Genomic DNA, 18,422 nt, shown 5'->3' with positions numbered 1-18,422 from the left:
GGATCGCATTTCGCTTTGCTGCATGCGATCCGATCCTCCCCCTCCAGGGGAGGATAAGAAGACATCACTGCTTCTTCTGCGGAGGCTTGCGCGGCGGGCGCGGGGCGGCGGCAGGCGTGGGCGTGCCAGCCATCTTGTTGGCGGCGTCGCTGACGTCGAGCAGCGAGCGGCGGATGTCCTCGACGTAAGCAGCCGACTTCTTCTTCATGGCGTCGGCGAGCTCGTGCAGTCCCCTGATCTTCTCGAACAGCTCGTCCGCCTTGCCGTCGGCGAAGCCGGGGACCACGCCTTCGATCTTGGTGACCGCCTTGTCGAAGCCCGCGAAGGCGCTGTCGACCTTGGCCATGACGGAGTCGATTTCGCCGCCCTTGCTTCTGAGATCGGCGGTGTAGTTCTCGAACGTGCGCAGGCCGTCCTTGATCGCAGGGGCATTGCTGACGATCGTGCGATCGACGCTGTGCAGGGTGTCGACGATGGATTCGGCGTCGCTGAGATCGGCGATCAGCATGGGGACGCCGTCCGTATCCAGCGGCACCGGCGGCGCGGAGGGCGCGCCGCCGATCAACGAGATCGCGGCGACGCCGGTGAGACCCTGGAACTCGATGCCCGCAACCGTGTCCTTGCGGATCGGCGCGGTGTTGTCGAGCATCACCAGCGCCACGATCTTGCGCGGATTATCCAGCTTGATCGACAGGATCTGGCCCGCGGGAACACCGTCGAAATTGACCGGCCCGCCGCGGCGCAGTCCGCTGGCGGAGCCGCCCTCGAACACCACGCGTAACTGGCTCCGGCTCTGGGCGGTGCGCCATTTCTGCACGCCGAGCACGGCGCCGAACGCCACGGCGATGACCGCCAGCGTCGCCGTTCCGATTACGAGGTTGCTCGCGCGTGCCATGCAGGGGCGATTTTACGGCCAAAGCGGGATGGTTGGAAGGACGATGCTGCGGCCGCAATACTAGAGCGGGCGGGTTAACGACTTGTCCGCCGTAGCTCGAAGAGCGAAGGCGGAAGCGTAACCCGCCAATCCGCCTTACGCGACATCAATGCCCGGCCGCGCGTTTTGCAGCAGCATTATTCAATACGATCAGCGCGTCGACGGCGACGCCCGTTTTGGTGTTGATCAGGAACGGGTTGACGTCGATCGAGGCGATCCGGTCGCCGGCATCTGCGATCAAATTGGACAGGCCGACCAGCGCTTTCACCGCGGAGGCCTCGTGCAAGGCCGGCTTGCCGCGATAGCCGCGCATCTTGATGCCGGCCTTGGTGCGGCCGATCAGGAGCCGGGCCTCGGCCTCGTCGAGCGGTGCGCCGGCCAGTGCGACGTCCTTCATCAGCTCGATGTCGATGCCGCCGGTGCCGAACAGCACGACCGGACCCATCTCGGCATCGAGCGACGCGCCGACCACGAGCTCGAGATCGGCCTTGACCTGCTGCGCGATCAGGATGCCGTCGAGCTTCGGCTTGCCCTTCAGCTTCGCCACCCGCGCGGTGATGTCGGCGAATGCCTTCTTCACCTCCGCTGCGCTGGCGAGGTTCAGCACCACGCCGCCGATGTCGGATTTGTGCAGGATCTCGGCGCTGACGACTTTTGCAACGACCGGGAAACCGATCTGCTTCGCGATCTTCGCGGCGTCCGTCGCCGTCTGTGCGATCGCCTCCTTCGAGGTCGGGATGCCATAGGCCTTCAGCAGCTTCTTCGAGGCGACCTCGTCGAGCGCGGCACCGCTCGCCGATTTCAGCGCCTTCTCCAGCACGGCGCGGGCGGCAGGCTTCGAGCTCGAGGCGATGTCGGGCACTGCCTTGCGCAGCTTCGCATAGTCGAGCAGCGACTTGATCGCGGTCACCGCGCGGTCCATGCCCTGCATGACCGCGAGATGCGGCAGCGATTTGCGCAAGCCTTTGGTGAATTCGGTGAAGCCGACCGACATCGCGCTGATGTAGATCACCGGCTTGCCGGCCCGGCTCGCCATCCCATCGACGATGCGCAGATTGCGCTCGCGCAACTCGTGCGGCGCCTTGGGCAGTTCGGCATCGATGATGACGATGTCGATATCGGGGTCGTCGATCATCAGCTCGATCGACTTCATGTAGACGGAGGGATCGACCACCGCGGCAAAGCCGGCATCGAGCGGATTGCCCACGATCGAGCCCGGCCCAAGCATCTTCGCCAGTTCGGAGCCGACGTGCGGGCTCAGCGGCGCAAAGTTCAGGCCTTCGGCATAGAAGGCGTCAAGCAGCATGCCACGCTTGCCGCCTGATAGTGTGACCGCGGCGAGCCGGTCGCCCTTGGGCACGGCCGCGTGAACGAAGCATTCGGTGGTCTCGATCAGCTCGTCGAGTCCGCCAACCCGGATCACGCCTTCACGGGTCGCGATGGCGTCGAACGTCTCGATTGAGCCCGCGAGCGCACCGGTATGCGCCATCGCCGCCGCGCGGCCGCCCTCGGACGAACCGAGCTTGAGCGCGATCACCGGCTTGCTTGCGGCGCGCGCGGCCTTGCAGGCGTCGCGAAACGCCTTCGTGTTGCGCACGCCTTCGAGGTAGACCACGATCACCTTGATGCTCGGATCCTCGGCGAAATAGCGCATCAGGTCCGGCGTCTCGAGCCCGGCCTCGTTGCCGGTCGTCACCATGTAGCCGACCCCGACGCCGCGATCGTCCAGCGCCTGCCGGATCGCCATCACGATGGCGCCGGATTGCCCGGCGATCGCCACCGCACCCTGTTCCATGGTGACGACGCGGTCGTCGATATTGGTGAAGAGCTTTTCGCCCGCGCTCAGATTGCCGAGGCAGTTCGGGCCGGTGACGGCGAGCCCCGTTTCGCGTATCGCGGCTTGCAATTCGGCAGCGAGCTTCTGGCTCTCCTCATCCTGCAACTCGCTGAAGCCTGAGGTGACGATGGTGGCCGAGCGCGCGCCGGCCGCGGCGGCGTCGCGGATCACCTGCACGGCAAAGCGCGCGGGCACCAGCACCAGCACGTGATCGGGCTTTTCCGGGAGGCTCGCGAAATCCTTGTAGCAGGGCACGCCCCAGACGGTGTCGCGCTTGGCGTTGACCGGATAGAGCCCGCCCTCGTAGCCGTACTTGACGAGGTTGTTCCAGATGCGCTCGGCATAATTGCCGGGCTTGTCGGTCGCGCCCACCAGCACGATGTTGTGCGGGTGCAGCATGGCGTGGATGCCCTTGACGACATCGCTGGCATCGGGCGCTGGAGACCATGGACGCGGAGAAACAGACGCAGCAGGTACCTGGGCTTCCATGGCGCTTTACCTCTTGTTCTTGTTGCAGCGCCCTGTCTTGCGCCGGCGTCTGGTGGGGCTGATCGTGATGGCTCCATGCCGCGTGGCGGAATGGTGCGTGCTTCGCGATAAGGCTAGCATCACCAGACTTTTGGCGAAAGTGCGAACGATCGGACGACGTGCCACGACTGCGTGACGCGCATTCTTTCAAATGGTGATCACGCCTCTGCTATCGTTCAGTAACGCAGCAGGCGCAGCTTGTAGGCGTAGTGATAGGCCAATTGCTTCGCGAGATAGGAAGCGATGGCGCGCCGGATCTGCATCTGCGTCGGATCGAAGCCGAGAACGCGGCGCCGCAGGATGCCCATCTCCCTGACGCCGAGCGCGTAGGTCGAAGCCGTCTTCTGTGCATCGTGGATGCGGAAGCAGGCGAGAAATCGCGGCAGGCGCACGAATTTGAATTCCGCGGCTTGCGCCCGCAGGATGAAATCCCAATCCATCGCGTAGTGGAGGCTCTCGTCGATGGGCCCGATCCTGTCCCACACGCGCTTGCGCCAGAACATCGTCTCCTGCGGGATGTAGTCGGCATATTGCAAAGCCTTGCCGTCATGCGGCGGCAGCACAGCGCGTCCAACCTCGAGCCCCTCGCGGTCGACGAAGACGCGATGGCCGTAGACGACGTCGACATCGGGATGCGCCATGAAGTAGTCGGCGACATAGGCGAGCGCTCCGGGCAGCAGCATGTCATCGCTGTTGAGATAGGCCATGATCTCGCAATCGGCACCGGCGAAGCCGAGATTGATGGCGTTCGACTGCCCCTTGTCCGGCTCGCTCGCCCAGCTGATGCTCTCACCTCGGCTCTTCAGGAGATCGATCGTGCCGTCGATCGAGGCGCCGTCCTGCACGTGATAAGTCAGCTTCGGATAGTTCTGACTGACGATGCTCTCGATCGTGGCGCCGAGATATTGCGCGTGATTGTAGCTCGGCGTGACCATCGTGATCCGCGGCGCATTCGCCGGGATCGCGGGCGCAGGCGGGAAGGCAGTCAGGTTGAGCAGGCGCGGCGGATATTGCTCGAAGGTCCACATCGGCGGGCGTCGCCAGAGGCTCCGCAGCGAGGATCGTCTCTGTCCGGCAGCAATGAGGTCCTGATTCCGTTCAAGGAGCGCGACACGATTTTCGAGTTGCTCCAGCCGCCGTTCGAGGCGCTGCCTGAACTCGTCGTCCATTACAGGTTGTCCTGAAAATTACAGCGTCAAAAGATCAATCGGCTGTTCTTACAGGTCTATAGGAGACGACGCCAGTTCAGCGGCCCGATCAAGCGCGGTTCCCCGGCTGTTCGGCGCGGTCTCTATCGATCCCGGATGGCCGATTGCGAACCGCTATTCACCTGTTTCGATCAAGGTGGCATGCAGGACGTAGCGCTCGGGCCCGGGCGTGACGGCGTCGAAGGGCCAGCAGGTCGTGAGCACCAGTTCGACATCTTGCGCCGCGGGATCGATGCCGGACTCATCGAAGCGAACCACAGCGGAGGAATCCGCCCGATAGCGAAAGTGCTTTCCGTCACGGCGTGTGACATCGATTACGTCACCAATGGCGACATTCCGCAGGAAGCGGAAATGTGTATCGCGGTGCGCAGCATATACGGCAATGCCGCGCTCGCCGGCATCAGCCGTTTGGTGGATATGGCCGGGTCCGAAAGCGAGGGCCTGGCCGCTGGTGCTTTCCAGCACGATCGCGCTGGCCCCGATCCGCTTCACCTCGATCCGCGCGACCGGCCAGGTGTCGGCCCATGACCATGGCTTGACCACGCCGCCGGTCGTAACGCTCCTGTCGAACGCGCGCTCCAGCAGCACCTGGGCGAGCCAGGCCTTGGCATGAATGTAGGCGCCGTCGCCGAACAGGATGAGGCCGACAAGTGCAACAGCGAGGGGGGAGATGAGACGGGGCATAATGGTCCTTCCCCCGTCATTGCGAGCGAAGCGAAGCAATCCAGATTGTCTCCGTGGCGGCAGTCTGGATTGCTTCGTCGCTTCGCTCCTCGCAATGACGGCTGATAAAAAGGCGCGCGCGGCCGTTGGTATGGGACGGGCAGCCGCGCGCGCTAACAGAGGAGTTCGGGGGGCTCCTCTCTCAAACGGCGTCAGTGAGCAAGGGCTGACGCCGGTTGAACACGTACAGGATCAGGGCGAGCACGATCAGGATGAAACCTGCGATCATCTTGAGCTCGGCTGAGGTCGCGGTCTTCGGTAGGCGGATCGCATCCGGCGCGGCGGGCGTCGGCCGCCTCGTCGTCGGCTGGTTGCGCGCATCCGCATGGCGTTCGCGCAATTGTGTGGGCGTCAGATGCGATCGCTCGCCAAAGACCTTCTCGAAATCCCAGCCGGCCGGCAGGTTGAGCGGCAGCTCGCTGAGCTTGAGCGGCGCGCCCTCGGGGCGGCTCGGCGTCTTGTCGACCGCGACGAGGCTGGTGAGCCGCGTGACGATCTGGTGGTCGAGCGCCAGCGCGAGGATCGCCTTGTCGGAGTCGTCGGGCGTCATCTCGCGCATCGTACGCGCAACTTCGGCGTCGCCGATCTTGCGCTTGGCCCAGAGTTTTGACAGGCCCTTGCCTTCGGCGGCGTTTTGCAGCGGCAGCGTCACCGACCACGGGCGGTCGCCGACGCGTCCCTTGATCTCGAGCGAGCCGGCGAGCTTGTCGAGCTTCGCCGCCAGCACCAGCGGCTCGTCGCGATAGACGTCGGGAATGATCGCAGGCGTCACGTCCGCCTTGGCGTCGGAGAACTTTACGCTGAGGCCGGTCACGGCCGGGTTTTCCAGCTTGGCGAACAGGCCGCGCATGCGCTCCTCGACCTGCTCGACGGAGCCGATATGGGTGAAGGCGCCGCGGCCGAGCTCGGCGGCGCGCGTCATCAGATAGGTATTGGGTGCGGATCCGATGCCGACCATGAACACGCGCGAGCGGCCCCGCATCGCGGTGATCGTTTCGAACAATTGCTGCTCGTTGCCGATCGCGCCGTCGGTCAGGAACACCACCTGGCGGACCATGCTGGTGTCGCCAGCCTTGTCGGTCAGCGCCGCGCGCATCGCCGGCACCATCTCGGTGCCGCCGCGGGCCTGCAAGGCACTGACGAACGAAGTGGCTTCACCGACATGCGTGGCGTCGGCCGGCACGGAGGCCGGGAACAGCACGTCCATGGTGTCGTCGAAGCGGATGACGTTGAAGCGGTCGCTGGGTTGAAGGCGAGAGAGCGCGTAAGTCAGGCTGGCCTTGGCCTGAACGATCGACGTCCCGCCCATCGAGCCGGAATTGTCGATCACGAACACGACCTCGCGCGGCAGCGGCTTTTGCGTCGCCTGCTCGGCACTGGGCGGGGTGACGAAGGCGAGCAAATAGTCGGCATCGCCGACACGCTCGCGGAACAGGCCAACCGACGGAGCCTTCTCCGCGGCCGGCTTCCAGGTCAGCTCGAAATCGCGGTCGGCGGCCACCGCGCCCTCAGCGAGCGTGACGATTCGCGTCGCATTGTCCGGGCTCTCGACCTTGACGTTATGGTGGTGACTCCTGACCTCGCCGAGCGCGAAGCCTGCCTTCAGGCGCACCGTGATGCTGGTCGGATTGACCGGCGCGTTCCTGGCGGGATCCAGCACCGGCGGCGAGATGCGGTCGCGGTCCGGCACCGGCTCCGAATTGGTCGCGCCCCAGCCCGAGCCATCCTGGCGGAAGTCGACGCTCTGCACGATCGGCGCCGGATTGTAGCGCGGCCCGACCACCAGCGGCAGCCGCAGCGAATATTCATTGCCGGATTGATGCACCGGCTCCTGATATTCGATCTGCACCAGCACGGTTTCGCCGGGACCGATATTGGCGACCGAATTGGTGAAGATGTTCGGCCGCTCCTGCTCCGTGAGCGCGGCCTTCTGGCCGGCACGGCGCGCCTGCTCGTAGATTACGCGTGCCTGCTGCCGCTCCTTGATGTCGCCGATGATGACGCGGTCCCCGACCACCATCTTCAGCGTGTCGACGGCGCCACCAGCGGGAAGCGGATAAACGTAGGTCGCCTCGACCCAGTCCTTGGTCGGATTGCGGAAGGCCTGGGTGACGCGGGCGCGCAGCGTCGGGCCTGATACCGTGATGTCGACGTCGATGCCGAGGCGGATCGCCTCCGTGTAGGCGCCGTCCTCCTTCAGGAGAAGGGTGCCGGATTTGGCATCGCCGGGCTGGAGCAGGCTGGCCTGCTCCGTCGTCGCCGACCATCCGGGCTCAAGACTCACGAGCAGGGCCACGAAGGCGACCAGCATCACCGCGATGCCCTGCACCAGAAGAAACAATCCGAGCTTGATCAGCCGCCCCAACATGGGGTGCTCGTCGTTGTCGGCTGTGTCGTAGCTATCCATTTCGCCTGCTCCCGAAGGGTGTTCGCTGGCTCGGAGCATCCGTCGGGAGCGCCTGAATGCGCGAGCAGAATGATCGGCAATGTTCCGCCGCGGCCGGCCCGGGCGGGCCGCGGCCGGGATCGCCATGTACGGTTTTGTGCTGGTTTGTCCGCCCTGCTAGACTGGCGTCCGTGGAGCAGGGTTGACGATGCAGATGCAGGATAAAGTCACCGACAGGCAGCTTTCGGACGAGCAGAGCCGCGAGATCGCGGAGACAATTCGGGAGGAGCTCGCCCGGCGCCGGATTTCCCGGCAGGCGTTGGCCGAGCAGGCCAAGCTCAGCCTGTCGACGCTGGAGAAGGTGCTCGGTGGCCGGCGGCCGTTCACGCTGGCAACGACCGTGCGGCTGGAGCAGGCGCTGGGCGTCTCCTTGCGTAAAAGCGCGGCCGTGGTGTCGCCTCCAGCCGCAAATGATGTCGCGCCCGACAGCCTCGGCTCTTATGCGCATCGCGCGGTGACCTGGCTCGAGGACGTCTACATCACGCTGCGGCCGTCCTTCGGCGACAAGGATGCGATCTTCGCCTATCGCACCGAGATCGTCTGGGAGCCGAAGGTGTCCTCACTGGTGTTCCGCGAGGGCGAGCGGACCGATGCCGCCTATGAGCACACGGGCGAGGTTGCGGTGCCGCATCAGTCCGGCTTCATCTATCTCGTCATCATCAAGCACGGCCAGCACCGCGTGATCACGGTGTCGCGGCCGACGGTTGCCGGCGAGATGTATGGCATCATCTCGACGCTCCGCGCCGGACCCGGCTCGCAACTGACGCCGATCGCAGCGCCGATCGCCTATGTGCCGCTCCGCAATGTCGCGAAGCCGTCCCTGGGACGGGTCGGCCCCGACGATGCCAACCACGCATTGTATGGAAAGCATCTGCGCCGCACGGTGGAGGAATCGTTCGCGTTGTTTCTGTCGGTATAGTCCGCGAGAAAGAGTCCGGAATGGCGTCGCGTGCGTCTATAAGGGAACATGCAGGACGTGCCCGCACCATACGGCGGTGAATCTCCGCTGTTCTCCATCATCATCCCGCTGGAACATCACCGCGGGCAGTGGGAGCTGTCCTGGCTCGGCTGGACGTCGCAGACCGCCGACAAATCGCTTTACGAAATCATCCTGGTGGTGCCGCCTGATTTCGAGGCACTCGACGAGCTGAAGGCGCTGGCCGGCGGCAAAGCGCGCCTCGAATTCACCAATTCGGACCATGACATCGGGCTCTGCGCCTACGGCGCCGCCAAGGCCCGCGGCAAATATCTGTTCTTTACGGAGTCGCATTGCCGGCCCGAGCCTGACGTGATGGAGGCCTGCATCCGTGCGATCGACGCGCGTCCCGACTGGGCCGGGTTCTCCTGCCAATCGGTGCCGATCTGCCATAACCGGCTGTCCGTGGCGGAGGCCGCCATGTACCAGGCCGACATCGAGTTCGGCATGAAGCAGCATCCCTGGCGCAAGGTGCTGGACCAGTGCTTCGTGACGCGGCGCGACGTCTATTGGGAATGCGGCGGCCTGCGCGAGGAGCTCGGCCATTTCGCCGAATGGGTGCTCGCCGCCGCGTATCACGCGAGGGGCCATACGATCGGCTATCTCGAGGAGGCGCGCTTCCATCACTACTATATCGGCGAAATCGGCGAGCTGAAGACATTCACGCTCGATTTCGTGCAGGGCGAGATCCGCTATCTCAGCGAAGCGCGCAACGATCCCGGCAGCGAGCTGCTCGAAACTCCGGTCGAGTGGAGCAGCCGCGGCGATTTCAACGTCGCGCTGGCGCGTAGCGCCCTTGATGCACGGATGCGCGCCGGCCGTGTGACCGGCGAAGGCTTGCAGGCGATCGGGCGTTGGGGCGCGATCGCACTGGCCGGCGACCGCCTTGCGCTTGGTCTTGCACGTTTGTCGGCAGGCTATGCGCGCTGCAGCCTGACCCTGCTCACGATGGGCGGCTCTCGCGGCAGCATCGCGCGCTGGCTGAAGCGTTATATCGCCGCGCTGATCCACTATCAGCGCCTCCATTGTATCCGTGGCATTCGGGGGAGCCTTGGCGGAGCTGCGCAGAGTCTCGGCGATCAGATGGTCGCACAGGCCGGCTTCCATGCCTGGGAGGCCTGGCAGGGCCGCAGCTTCCGCTGGAGCGAGCCGGAAGCCGCCTTGCGGATCGAGGCGCCGCCTGGACGCGCCATCATTCGCATTGCGTCGCCGGAGATTCGCGGGCCGCTTGATCGGATCGGCGTGCAGTTCTATCTCGACGGCGTGCGCGTTGCGGATGCCGCGACCGCGATCGACGCGGGTGCCTTCGTTCTTCAGCTCGATCTGCCGCCATCGGGCGGGGCGATCCTGGCATGGGCATGTCCGCGTTTTGCGGCCATCGATGACCCGCGCCGGCTCGGCCTGCCGGTCGCGGGGATCGACGTCAGTGCAAGCGAAGACGTCAGCTGCACGTCTCCGCCCGTTGCTGCGATGCGTGGCTAGCCGCCCGTTTCGGCGCTGATGATGTCGCCGAACAGCTCCCACTGGCCCTTCTTGAACCGCCACATCTTGAGCTGCTCGATCGGCGCGAAGTCCGTGGCCGAGGTGTTGATCTTGATGCCGGGGATCAGCGTATCAGGGACGAAGTCCTTCAGGCTCGCGGCCTGCTTCATCACGTTCTCACGGGTCAGATTGTCACCCGACTGCTTCAGCACCTGCACCATCGTCTGGGCTGCGGCATAGGCGTACACCAGATTGGCGTCGGAGATGTTGGCGCCGGGCATGTACTTGTCGATGAAGGTCATGAACTTCTTCATGCCCTCGTCGTCCTTCCACTGCGGATCCGACGCATCCTTCAGATAACCGGCCGACAGCACGCCCTCGGATGCCTCGAGGCCGGCCGGCTTCATCACCGCGCCGATCGAGACCGAGACGTCGGTCATCAGGTGCATCGGCTTCCACTCCAGCTCCGCGATCTTCTTGATGGCCTGGGCCGCGAATTTCGGGGTCGCGATGTTCACGAAGACATCGGCGCCGGTGCCCTTGAGCTTGACGATATGGGCATCGATCGAAGGCTCCGACGTCTCGTAGCTCTCCTCCGCCACGATCAGCTTCGACGCCTTTTCGCCGAACACGTCCTTGATGCCGGCGAGGTAGTCTTTGCCGAAATCGTCGTTGGCATAGAAGATCGCAACCTTCGCGTCCGGCTTCTCCTTCAGAATGTATTTTGCGAAGATCTGTGCCTCGACCCGGTAGCTGGGCTGGAAGCCCATGGTCCAGGGAAAGTTCTTCGGGTCGTTCCACTTGCTGGCGCCGGTGGCGAGGAAGAGCTGCGGCACCTTCTTGGAATTGTGATACTTCTGCACGGCGGTCTGGGTCGGCGTGCCCAGCGCGTTGAAGACCAGGAAGACCTCGTCGCTCTCGATCAGCTTGCGGATCTGCTCCACGGTCTTCGGCGGCGAGTAGCCGTCGTCATAGGAGATCCAGTTGATCTTGCGGCCGTTGATGCCGCCCTGGTCGTTGATCATCTTGAAATAGGCTTCCTCGGTCTTGCCGATGATGCCGTAGGCGGACGCGGGACCGGAATAGGCCTCGACATTGCCGATCTTGATCTCGGTGTCGGTGACGCCGGTGTCGTACGCCTTCTGCGCATACGCGGACGGGGTCGCAAGCAGCGTCAACGCCGTTGCTGCGGCAAGCAGGGGGAGTTTCTTGTTCATGAAAATTCCTTGGGGTTTTCTTTGCGGTTTCTTCTGGGTTGGAGCAGGCACGTCAGAAACGAAGAAGCGCCCGCAAGGGGCGCTTTGATCAGGTGTTGGCGACTTTCTTGTCGACTTCGGACGCCACCGAAAATTCTTTCCGCAAGGTCGGCTTGTGGATCTTGCCGGTGGCGTTGCGCGGCAGCGCATCGACGAAGCGCACCTGTCGCGGGCATTTGAAGCGCGCGAGATTGGCCGCGCAGTGCGCAAAGACATCAGCCTCGGTCAGCCGCTGACCGGGCTTGGCTGCGACGATGGCGAGCCCTACTTCGCCCCATTGCGGATCGGGAATGCCGATCACGGCGGCTTCCGCGATCGCGGTGAGCTGATGCAGGACGTTCTCGACTTCGGCCGGATAGACGTTCTCGCCGCCCGAGATGTACATGTCCTTCCAGCGGTCGACGATATAGTAGAAGCCTTCCTCGTCGACGCGCGTCGCATCGCCCGTGTGCAGCCAGCCGTCGGTGAAGGATGTCTTGTTCGCCTCCGGCCGGTTCCAATAGCCCGGCGTGATGTTCGGGCCCTTGACCCAGAGCTCGCCGAGTTCGCCGACATCGGCATCGCTGCCGTCGGGACGCACGATCCGCACCTCGGTGTGCAGCACCGGCTTGCCGGCCGAACCCGCCTTGCGTGCCGCATCCTCGCGATCCAGCACCAGCACGGCCGGCGAGGTCTCGGTCATGCCGTAGCCCTGCTGCAGCGCGACGCCGCGCGCCTCCCACACCTTGAGCAGCGGCACCGGCATCGGCGCGCCGCCGACACCGCAGACGATCAACCGGGTCAGGTCGGTGGTCGCAAAGGCCGGATGCTGAGCCATGAACTGGTAGATCGCGGGCACGCCGAAGAACACGTTGATGCCCTGCGCGGGATCGTTGATCAGGCCGAGCGCCGTGCCGGGATCGAAGGCGCGCATGATCATCACGGTGCCGCCGGCATGCAGCACCGGGTTGGTGTAGCAATTGAGCCCGCCGGTGTGGAACAGCGGCAGCACGGTCAGCAGCACCGAGGCCGGCCCGATGCAGGCGGGGCCGCCGAGATTGACGCAATTCCAGAAGGTCATGCCATGGGTGATGGTCGCGCCCTTGGGATGGCCCGTGGTGCCCGACGTGTACATGATGGTCGAGACGTCATCGAGCGTGACCTCCTCGGCGCGGGCGAGCGGCTTGGCGGACGCGATGCCGGTCTCGTAAGCGCCGCCGGGGCCGAGCAGCAGGCTGGTCGCGACGTTGCAGAGCTTTGCGACGGCGAGCGCGGTCTCGGCGAGATCAGTGTCGTGAATCATCACCTTCGGCGCGCAATCGCCGGTGATGAACTGGAGCTCGGGAACGGTGAGGCGGGTGTTCAGCGGCACGAAGACCGCGCCGAGCCGTCCGCAGGCGAACTGCACCTCCAGCGTATCGGTCGTGTTCAGCGCCAGCACGGCGACGCGGTCGCCGCGCGACACCTTGAGCGCGTCACGGAGAAATCCGGCGAGGCGCGAGACGCGGGCATCGAGCTGCGAATAGGTGAAGCGGCGCTCGCTCGCGAGGTCGATGACCGCGACCTTGTCAGGCGTGCGGCGGCCGTGATGGACGATCCAGTCGTAATAACGAACGGCCAAAAATCCCTCCCTCGGCGGTCTTGTGCCGCCTGCGTCCCTATTTGCCGGGCACCATGCCCGGCGTGGCCCTGGGGCCAGCCGGAGTTTGTGCGCACGTCTTTTTTTGCCCCGGAGTTGGCCTGCGGGGGGTGAAAATCGTCTTGCGTTGAGTTGCTAGGCGATGGGCTGCCGTGGAGGGGTTCCCCCGGTCAGCCACTCTGCGCAAGTGAACGGCAGATGTTCCGGCCATGGTGGCCAACACGAATCCGCCAGCAGGGCGAGACCACGATGAAGAGCCCGTTCTATACCACCGAGCATGACGCCTTCCGCGAGGTGATGCGCCGCTTTGTCGAGAAGGAGATCACGCCCTTTGCCCATGAATGGGACGAGGCCGGCGAATTTCCCCGCGTGCTCTATCGCAAGGCGGCCGAGATTGGCCTGTTGGGGCTCGGATTCCCCGAGGAATATGGCGGGATCGCCGCCGACCAGTTCATGAAGATCGTGGCGAGCCAGGAATTGGCGCGCGCCGGCGCCGGCGGGGTTAGCGCCAGCCTGATGAGCCATACCATCGGCTCGCCGCCGATCGCGCGGGCGGCACGTCCGGAAGTAAAGGCGCGCGTGCTGCCGCAAGTGCTGTCGGGCGAGAAGATCTCCGCGTTGGCGATCACCGAGCCGGGCGGCGGCTCTGATGTCGCGAACCTCCGCACCAGGGCGCGGCGCGATGGCGATCACTACGTCGTGACCGGCGAGAAGACCTTCATCACCTCGGGCGTGCGCGCCGATTATCTGACCGTTGCGGTGCGTACAGGCGGCGAGGGCGCCGGTGGCGTCAGCCTGCTCCTGATCGAGGGTGACACGCCCGGCCTGTCGCGCACAAAACTGAAGAAGATGGGCTGGTGGGCCTCCGACACCGCGACGCTGCATTTCGAGGACTGCCGCGTGCCGGCCGAAAATCTGATCGGCGAGGAAGGCCAGGGCTTCAAGATCATCATGCGGAATTTCAACAGCGAGCGCATGGGCATGGCGGCCGGCTGCACCGCCTTCGCGCGGGTCTGCCTCGACGAGGCGATCGCCTATGCCAAGGAGCGCAAGACTTTTGGCAAGCCGCTCGCCCAGCACCAGGTCATCCGTCACAAGATCGTCGACATGGCGCAGAAGGTCGCGGCATCCCAGTCGATGCTGGAATTACTGGCCTGGCGGCTGGAGCAGGGCGAGAGCCCGGTCGCCGAGATCTGCATGATGAAGAACCAGGCCACGCAGACCATGGCGTTCTGCGCCTCGGAAGCCGTGCAGATCTTCGGCGGCGCCGGCTTCATGCGCGGCATCAAGGCCGAGCGCATCTACCGGGAGGTCAAGGTCAACGCCATCGGCGGCGGCACTGAGGAGATCATGAAGGATCTGGCGTCGCGGCAGATGGGATTATAACCGCTTTCTCCGTCATGCCCGGGCTCGTCCCGGGCATCCACGTTCTTGCTGCCGGGTGACGAAGACGTGGATGGCCGGGACAAGCCCGGCCATGACGAGCACATTAGAGATACCGAGAGCTGAGCTGACAAAAATGCTATTCACCGCCGACCACGACGACATCCGTCGTTCCCTGCAAAAGTTCATCGCGGGCGAGATCAACCCTCACGTCGATGAGTGGGAGAAGGCCGACATCTTCCCGGCGCATGAGCTGTTCAAGAAGATGGGCAGCCTCGGTTTCCTCGGCTTGAACAAGCCGGTCGCGTTCGGCGGCTCGGGCCTCGATTATTCCTATGTGCTGATGATGGCGGAGGAGCTTGGCGCCATCACCTGCGGCGGCGTGCCGATGGCGATCGGGGTGCAGACCGACATGGCAACGCCGGCGCTGGCGCGGTTTGGCTCGGACGAGGTGCGGCGCGAATTCCTCAGCCCCTCGATATCAGGCGATTACGTCGCCTGCATCGGCGTTTCCGAGCCCGGCGCGGGTTCGGACGTTGCCTCGATCAAGACCAATGCGCGCTCTGACGGCGATGACTACGTCATCGATGGCGGCAAGATGTGGATCACCAACGGCACCCAGGCCGACTGGATCTGCCTGCTCGCCAACACTGGCGATGGGCCGGTTCACCGCAACAAGTCGCTGATCTGCGTGCCCATGAAGAGCAAGGGCGTCACGGTGGCGCGAAAGCTCGACAAGATGGGCATGCGCTCGTCAGACACCGCGCAGATCTTCTTCGACAATGTCCGCGTGCCCAAGCGCAACCGAATCGGTGAGGAGGGCAAGGGCTTTACCTACCAGATGATCCAGTTCCAAGAGGAACGGCTCTGGGGCGCGGCGGCCTGCCTGAAGGCGCATGAATACATCATCAACGAGACCATCGAATACACCCGCAACCGCAAAGCCTTCGGGAAGTCGATCCTCGACAACCAGGTCGTGCACTTCAAGCTCGCGGAGATGCAGACCGAAGTCGAGCTGTTGCGCGCGCTGATCTATCGCGCCGCCGAGCAACTCGTGGCCGGCGAGGACGTGACCAAGCTTGCGACCATGGCCAAGCTGAAAGCCGGCCGGCTCGGGCGCGAGCTCACCGACGCCTGCTTGCAATATTGGGGCGGAATGGGCTTTACCAACGAGACGCCGGTCAGCCGTGCCTATCGCGACAGCCGCCTGACCTCGATCGGCGGCGGTGCCGACGAGGTCATGCTGATGGTCCTGTGCAAGATGATGGGCACGCTGCCCGGCAGTAAGGGTATTTCCTGATGATCACGCTCTATCATTGCGACGCCGCGCGCTCGTTCCGTCCGCTCTGGATGCTGGAGGAGATGGGGCTTCCTTACGAATTGAAGATGCTGCCTTTCCCGCCGCGGGTCTTCGCCAAGGACTATCTCGGCATCAATCCGCTCGGCACGATCCCCTTCCTGATCGACGGCGAGACGCGGATGACCGAGTCCTCCGGCATCTGCCACTATCTCGGCGTCAGGCACGGACCGACGCCGTTGATGGTCGGACCCGAAGATCCCGCCTATGGCGCGTTCCTGAACTGGATGTATTTCAGCGACGCCACGTTAACCTTCCCGCAGACGCTGGTGCTCCGGTACACCCAGCTCGAGCCGGAGGAGCGCCGCAATCCGCAGGTCGCCGGGGACTATGCAAAATGGTTCCTGGGGCGCCTGCGCGCGGTCGAGGCGGCGACGGCCAATGCCGAAACATTGTGCGCAGGCCGATTCACCGCCGCTGACATTGTCATCGGCTACGCGCTCCGCCTCGCCAACAACGTCGGGCTCGCCAAGGATTTCGGGCCAAATGTCGCAGCGTATTGGGCGCGTTTGCAGCAACGCGACGGATTCAAGCGCGCGGTTGCTGCGGAGCAGAAGGCCGGCGTCGAGCAGAATGTTGCGCCGCGCGTGAGGGCGTAAGCATTCCGTAGGATGGGACTGCGGTCTCATCGCGGTTCCGGGACGACTGATCATCGTCCCGGAATGGTAATCTTTTGCGCGCCATGACAGCGCTATCGCGCCGTGACAGCGCCCAAATTTCCGCTAAGGTGACCTCCGTCCGCAGCGGCCAAAGAGCCGCGCGAGGAGGATCCCAATGGAAGATAACGGTCGCGAATCCGACCATCTGATGCTGATCACGCCGGAGCGGGTATTCTATGCCGGCCTGCTCGGCCGCCCCCGCAAGCGCACCCCCGGCTGCTGCCACGTCTATGTCGCGGTGAAGGGCAGCCTGCATCTGACGATCGACGACGTTCTCGCCACCGGCGAGCTGTTCGTGACCCTGCCGAACCAGCGGCATTCCATCGCCAGCGACTACCGCACTGCAATCAGCGTGACGCTCGAGCCGGAAAGCATGCCGGACGGCGTAATCGAGGCCCTGGCCGAGCGGCTGACCGGACCTGACCGGGCCGTCTATGCCCGCAAGATCCTCGCCGCCTACACGCTGCTGCGCCAGCGCCGCTATGGCGACATCACCACCGCCGAATTCGACGAGATGTGCTTTGGCGAGGCGTTGCCGCGTCGCGTGCTCGATCCGCGCGTGATGCGCGCCGTCGCCCGCATCGGCCGCTTCTCCGGCGAGCCGGTGACGGCGGATACGTGCGCCGCCGAAGCGGGGCTCTCGGCCTCGCGCTTCCTGCATCTGTTCAAGGAGGAGACCGGCATCTCGTTCCGCTCCTTCCGCGCCTGGAAGCGCGCACGGCATTTGCTGCACTTCGCCAACCAGGACCTCAATCTCGCCCATCTCGCGCAGGACATCGGCTATCCCGACTCGACCCATTTCAGCCATTCGATCCGCCGCTTCTATGGCTTGAAGCCGCGCGCGATCTTCGTCGGCTCGCGCGACCTCGCGATCTACCGCAGCACCGAGACGGTGAGGCTCGCGGAGGCGAGCTAGTTCTTCGTAGGGTGGATTAGCCGAAGGCGTAATCCACCATTTCTGTCTCCGCGGAAGCTAAAGAGGTGGGTTACGCCTTCGGCTAACCCACCCTACGGCATCTCGCCTTCCAGCTTCTCCGCGCAAGAAGCCGCATGCCCGCGCGTCCCATGATCGCAAGCGTTGAATTCTCAACGTGCGAGACAATAGTGGCATGAGCGACAAGGCCGTCATCACCTGCGCGCTGAACGGCGTGCTCACCGACCCGAAGCAGCACAACGTGCCTGTGACGCCCGAGCAGATGGCACGCGAAGCCAAGGCTGCGTTCGATGCCGGCGCCAGCATCATGCACATCCATCTGCGCCAGCAGGCGCCGGACAAGGGACATCTGCCGTCCTGGGACGTGAGTGTCAGCAAGGAGATTCAGCAGGCCATCCGCGAGGCCTGCCCCGGCGTCATCATCAATCACACCTCGGGCGTCTCAGGGCCGAACTACAGCGGCGCGCTCGATTGCATCCGCGAGACCAGGCCCGAGATCGCGGCCTGCAACGCCGGCTCGCTGAACTATCTGAAGGTGAAAGCTGACAACACCTGGGCCTGGCCGCCGATGATGTTCGACAACGCGGTCGAGAAGGTGAAGGACTATCTCGACGTCATGAACGCGGTCGGCACCATCCCCGAGTTCGAATGTTTCGACGTCGGCATCGTCCGCTGCGTCGGCATGTACCATCAGGTCGGCATGTACAAAGGTCCGCTCGAATATAACTTCGTGATGGGCGTTGCCTCCGGCATGCCGTCCGATCCTGATCTGCTGCCGATCCTGATCAAGCTGAAACGGCCCGAGGCGCATTTCCAGGTCACCGCGATCGGTCGCGAAGAGATCTGGCCGCTGCACCAGCGCTGTGCCGAACTCGGCGGCCATCTCCGCACCGGTCTGGAGGACGCCTTCTATCTCGCCGACGGCAAGAAGGTGACGTCGAACGGCCAGTTGATCGAGGCCATCGCCGCCTGCGCCCGCCGTGTGGGCCGCGAGATCGCAAGCCCCGCCGAGGCGCGGAAGATCTTTGGGACGAATAGGTAAGGTATCGCCTCAACCGTCATTGCGAGCGAAGCGAAGCAA

At 64.4% G+C, this 18,422-nt stretch carries 14 protein-coding genes; 7 read left to right on the top strand and 7 right to left on the bottom strand.

What is annotated here, in order from left to right; all coding sequences use genetic code 11:
- Positions 1 to 64: 64 nt before the first annotated feature.
- The 5 genes from AC1DW2_RS19180 to AC1DW2_RS19160 all read right to left on the bottom strand — a co-directional run bounded on the left by AC1DW2_RS19180 (position 65) and on the right by AC1DW2_RS19160 (position 7,637).
- Positions 65 to 895: an MlaD family protein gene (locus tag AC1DW2_RS19180; RefSeq protein WP_354180547.1), complete on the bottom strand. Its 831-nt coding sequence runs from the start codon at positions 893 to 895 to the stop codon at positions 65 to 67.
- Positions 896 to 1,040: 145 nt separating this feature from the next.
- A complete protein-coding gene (locus AC1DW2_RS19175; protein ID WP_477006945.1) occupies positions 1,041 to 3,260 on the bottom strand; it encodes an acetate--CoA ligase family protein in 2,220 nt (739 codons plus the stop codon).
- Between the two features lie 215 nt (positions 3,261 to 3,475).
- On the bottom strand, positions 3,476 to 4,468 hold the full coding sequence (locus tag AC1DW2_RS19170; protein WP_477006944.1) for a glycosyltransferase family 2 protein: 993 nt from the start codon (positions 4,466 to 4,468) through the stop codon (positions 3,476 to 3,478).
- Between the two features lie 153 nt (positions 4,469 to 4,621).
- Positions 4,622 to 5,191, bottom strand: coding sequence for a class GN sortase (locus AC1DW2_RS19165; protein ID WP_477006977.1), 570 nt, complete (start codon positions 5,189 to 5,191; stop codon positions 4,622 to 4,624).
- 181 nt (positions 5,192 to 5,372) lie between these two features.
- The gene (locus AC1DW2_RS19160; protein ID WP_477006943.1) at positions 5,373 to 7,637 is read right to left on the bottom strand and encodes a marine proteobacterial sortase target protein; all 2,265 of its coding nucleotides are present in this window, start codon (positions 7,635 to 7,637) and stop codon (positions 5,373 to 5,375) included.
- 187 nt (positions 7,638 to 7,824) lie between these two features.
- Between AC1DW2_RS19160 and AC1DW2_RS19155 the strand changes: the two genes are divergently transcribed.
- Both AC1DW2_RS19155 and AC1DW2_RS19150 read left to right on the top strand, forming a co-directional pair.
- Complete coding sequence (locus AC1DW2_RS19155; protein ID WP_477006942.1) at positions 7,825 to 8,595, top strand: helix-turn-helix transcriptional regulator; 771 nt, start codon at positions 7,825 to 7,827, stop codon at positions 8,593 to 8,595.
- Between the two features lie 48 nt (positions 8,596 to 8,643).
- Positions 8,644 to 10,134 carry a glycosyltransferase family 2 protein gene (locus AC1DW2_RS19150; RefSeq protein ID WP_477006941.1) on the top strand — a complete coding sequence of 497 codons (1,491 nt, stop codon included), beginning with the start codon at positions 8,644 to 8,646 and terminating at the stop codon, positions 10,132 to 10,134.
- Here AC1DW2_RS19150 and AC1DW2_RS19145 read toward each other — a convergent pair.
- Both AC1DW2_RS19145 and AC1DW2_RS19140 read right to left on the bottom strand, forming a co-directional pair.
- A complete protein-coding gene (locus tag AC1DW2_RS19145; protein ID WP_477006940.1) occupies positions 10,131 to 11,351 on the bottom strand; it encodes an ABC transporter substrate-binding protein in 1,221 nt (406 codons plus the stop codon). The two genes, AC1DW2_RS19150 and AC1DW2_RS19145, sit on opposite strands and share 4 nt — an antisense overlap.
- Positions 11,352 to 11,439: 88 nt before the next feature.
- Positions 11,440 to 12,990 carry an acyl-CoA synthetase gene (locus AC1DW2_RS19140; RefSeq protein ID WP_477006939.1) on the bottom strand — a complete coding sequence of 517 codons (1,551 nt, stop codon included), beginning with the start codon at positions 12,988 to 12,990 and terminating at the stop codon, positions 11,440 to 11,442.
- Positions 12,991 to 13,257: 267 nt separating this feature from the next.
- On the opposite strand from AC1DW2_RS19140, the gene AC1DW2_RS19135 reads away from it, so the two are divergent.
- The 5 genes from AC1DW2_RS19135 to AC1DW2_RS19115 all read left to right on the top strand — a co-directional run bounded on the left by AC1DW2_RS19135 (position 13,258) and on the right by AC1DW2_RS19115 (position 18,383).
- A complete protein-coding gene (locus AC1DW2_RS19135) occupies positions 13,258 to 14,394 on the top strand; it encodes an acyl-CoA dehydrogenase family protein (protein WP_477006938.1) in 1,137 nt (378 codons plus the stop codon).
- 133 nt (positions 14,395 to 14,527) lie between these two features.
- Positions 14,528 to 15,691, top strand: coding sequence for an acyl-CoA dehydrogenase family protein (locus AC1DW2_RS19130; protein WP_477006937.1), 1,164 nt, complete (start codon positions 14,528 to 14,530; stop codon positions 15,689 to 15,691).
- Positions 15,691 to 16,347, top strand: a complete 657-nt coding sequence (locus AC1DW2_RS19125) for a glutathione S-transferase family protein (protein WP_477006936.1) — start codon at positions 15,691 to 15,693, stop codon at positions 16,345 to 16,347. Before AC1DW2_RS19130 ends, AC1DW2_RS19125 begins: the two co-directional genes overlap by 1 nt.
- Before the next feature lie 175 nt (positions 16,348 to 16,522).
- Positions 16,523 to 17,323 carry a helix-turn-helix domain-containing protein gene (locus tag AC1DW2_RS19120; RefSeq protein ID WP_071909063.1) on the top strand — a complete coding sequence of 267 codons (801 nt, stop codon included), beginning with the start codon at positions 16,523 to 16,525 and terminating at the stop codon, positions 17,321 to 17,323.
- Between the two features lie 193 nt (positions 17,324 to 17,516).
- Positions 17,517 to 18,383, top strand: coding sequence for a beta-keto acid cleavage family enzyme (locus AC1DW2_RS19115; protein WP_166071472.1), 867 nt, complete (start codon positions 17,517 to 17,519; stop codon positions 18,381 to 18,383).
- Positions 18,384 to 18,422 lie beyond the last annotated feature (39 nt).

This window comes from Bradyrhizobium sp. P3_C3 (assembly GCF_056402655.1).
Note: the sequence above shows the minus strand (reverse complement) of the source record. Positions and strands in the feature narration are given on the sequence as shown.

Excerpts from the sequence above, each read along its gene's own strand:
- AC1DW2_RS19180 (WP_354180547.1), bottom strand. The coding sequence starts at position 895 with ATGGCACGCGCGAGCAACCTCGTAATCGGAACGGCGACGCTGGCGGTC.
- AC1DW2_RS19175 (WP_477006945.1), bottom strand. The coding sequence starts at position 3,260 with ATGGAAGCCCAGGTACCTGCTGCGTCTGTTTCTCCGCGTCCATGGTCT.
- AC1DW2_RS19170 (WP_477006944.1), bottom strand. The coding sequence starts at position 4,468 with ATGGACGACGAGTTCAGGCAGCGCCTCGAACGGCGGCTGGAGCAACTC.
- AC1DW2_RS19165 (WP_477006977.1), bottom strand. The coding sequence starts at position 5,191 with ATGCCCCGTCTCATCTCCCCCCTCGCTGTTGCACTTGTCGGCCTCATC.
- AC1DW2_RS19160 (WP_477006943.1), bottom strand. The coding sequence starts at position 7,637 with ATGGATAGCTACGACACAGCCGACAACGACGAGCACCCCATGTTGGGG.
- AC1DW2_RS19155 (WP_477006942.1), top strand. The coding sequence starts at position 7,825 with ATGCAGATGCAGGATAAAGTCACCGACAGGCAGCTTTCGGACGAGCAG.
- AC1DW2_RS19150 (WP_477006941.1), top strand. The coding sequence starts at position 8,644 with ATGCAGGACGTGCCCGCACCATACGGCGGTGAATCTCCGCTGTTCTCC.
- AC1DW2_RS19145 (WP_477006940.1), bottom strand. The coding sequence starts at position 11,351 with ATGAACAAGAAACTCCCCCTGCTTGCCGCAGCAACGGCGTTGACGCTG.
- AC1DW2_RS19135 (WP_477006938.1), top strand. The coding sequence starts at position 13,258 with ATGAAGAGCCCGTTCTATACCACCGAGCATGACGCCTTCCGCGAGGTG.
- AC1DW2_RS19130 (WP_477006937.1), top strand. The coding sequence starts at position 14,528 with ATGCTATTCACCGCCGACCACGACGACATCCGTCGTTCCCTGCAAAAG.
- AC1DW2_RS19125 (WP_477006936.1), top strand. The coding sequence starts at position 15,691 with ATGATCACGCTCTATCATTGCGACGCCGCGCGCTCGTTCCGTCCGCTC.
- AC1DW2_RS19120 (WP_071909063.1), top strand. The coding sequence starts at position 16,523 with ATGGAAGATAACGGTCGCGAATCCGACCATCTGATGCTGATCACGCCG.
- AC1DW2_RS19115 (WP_166071472.1), top strand. The coding sequence starts at position 17,517 with ATGAGCGACAAGGCCGTCATCACCTGCGCGCTGAACGGCGTGCTCACC.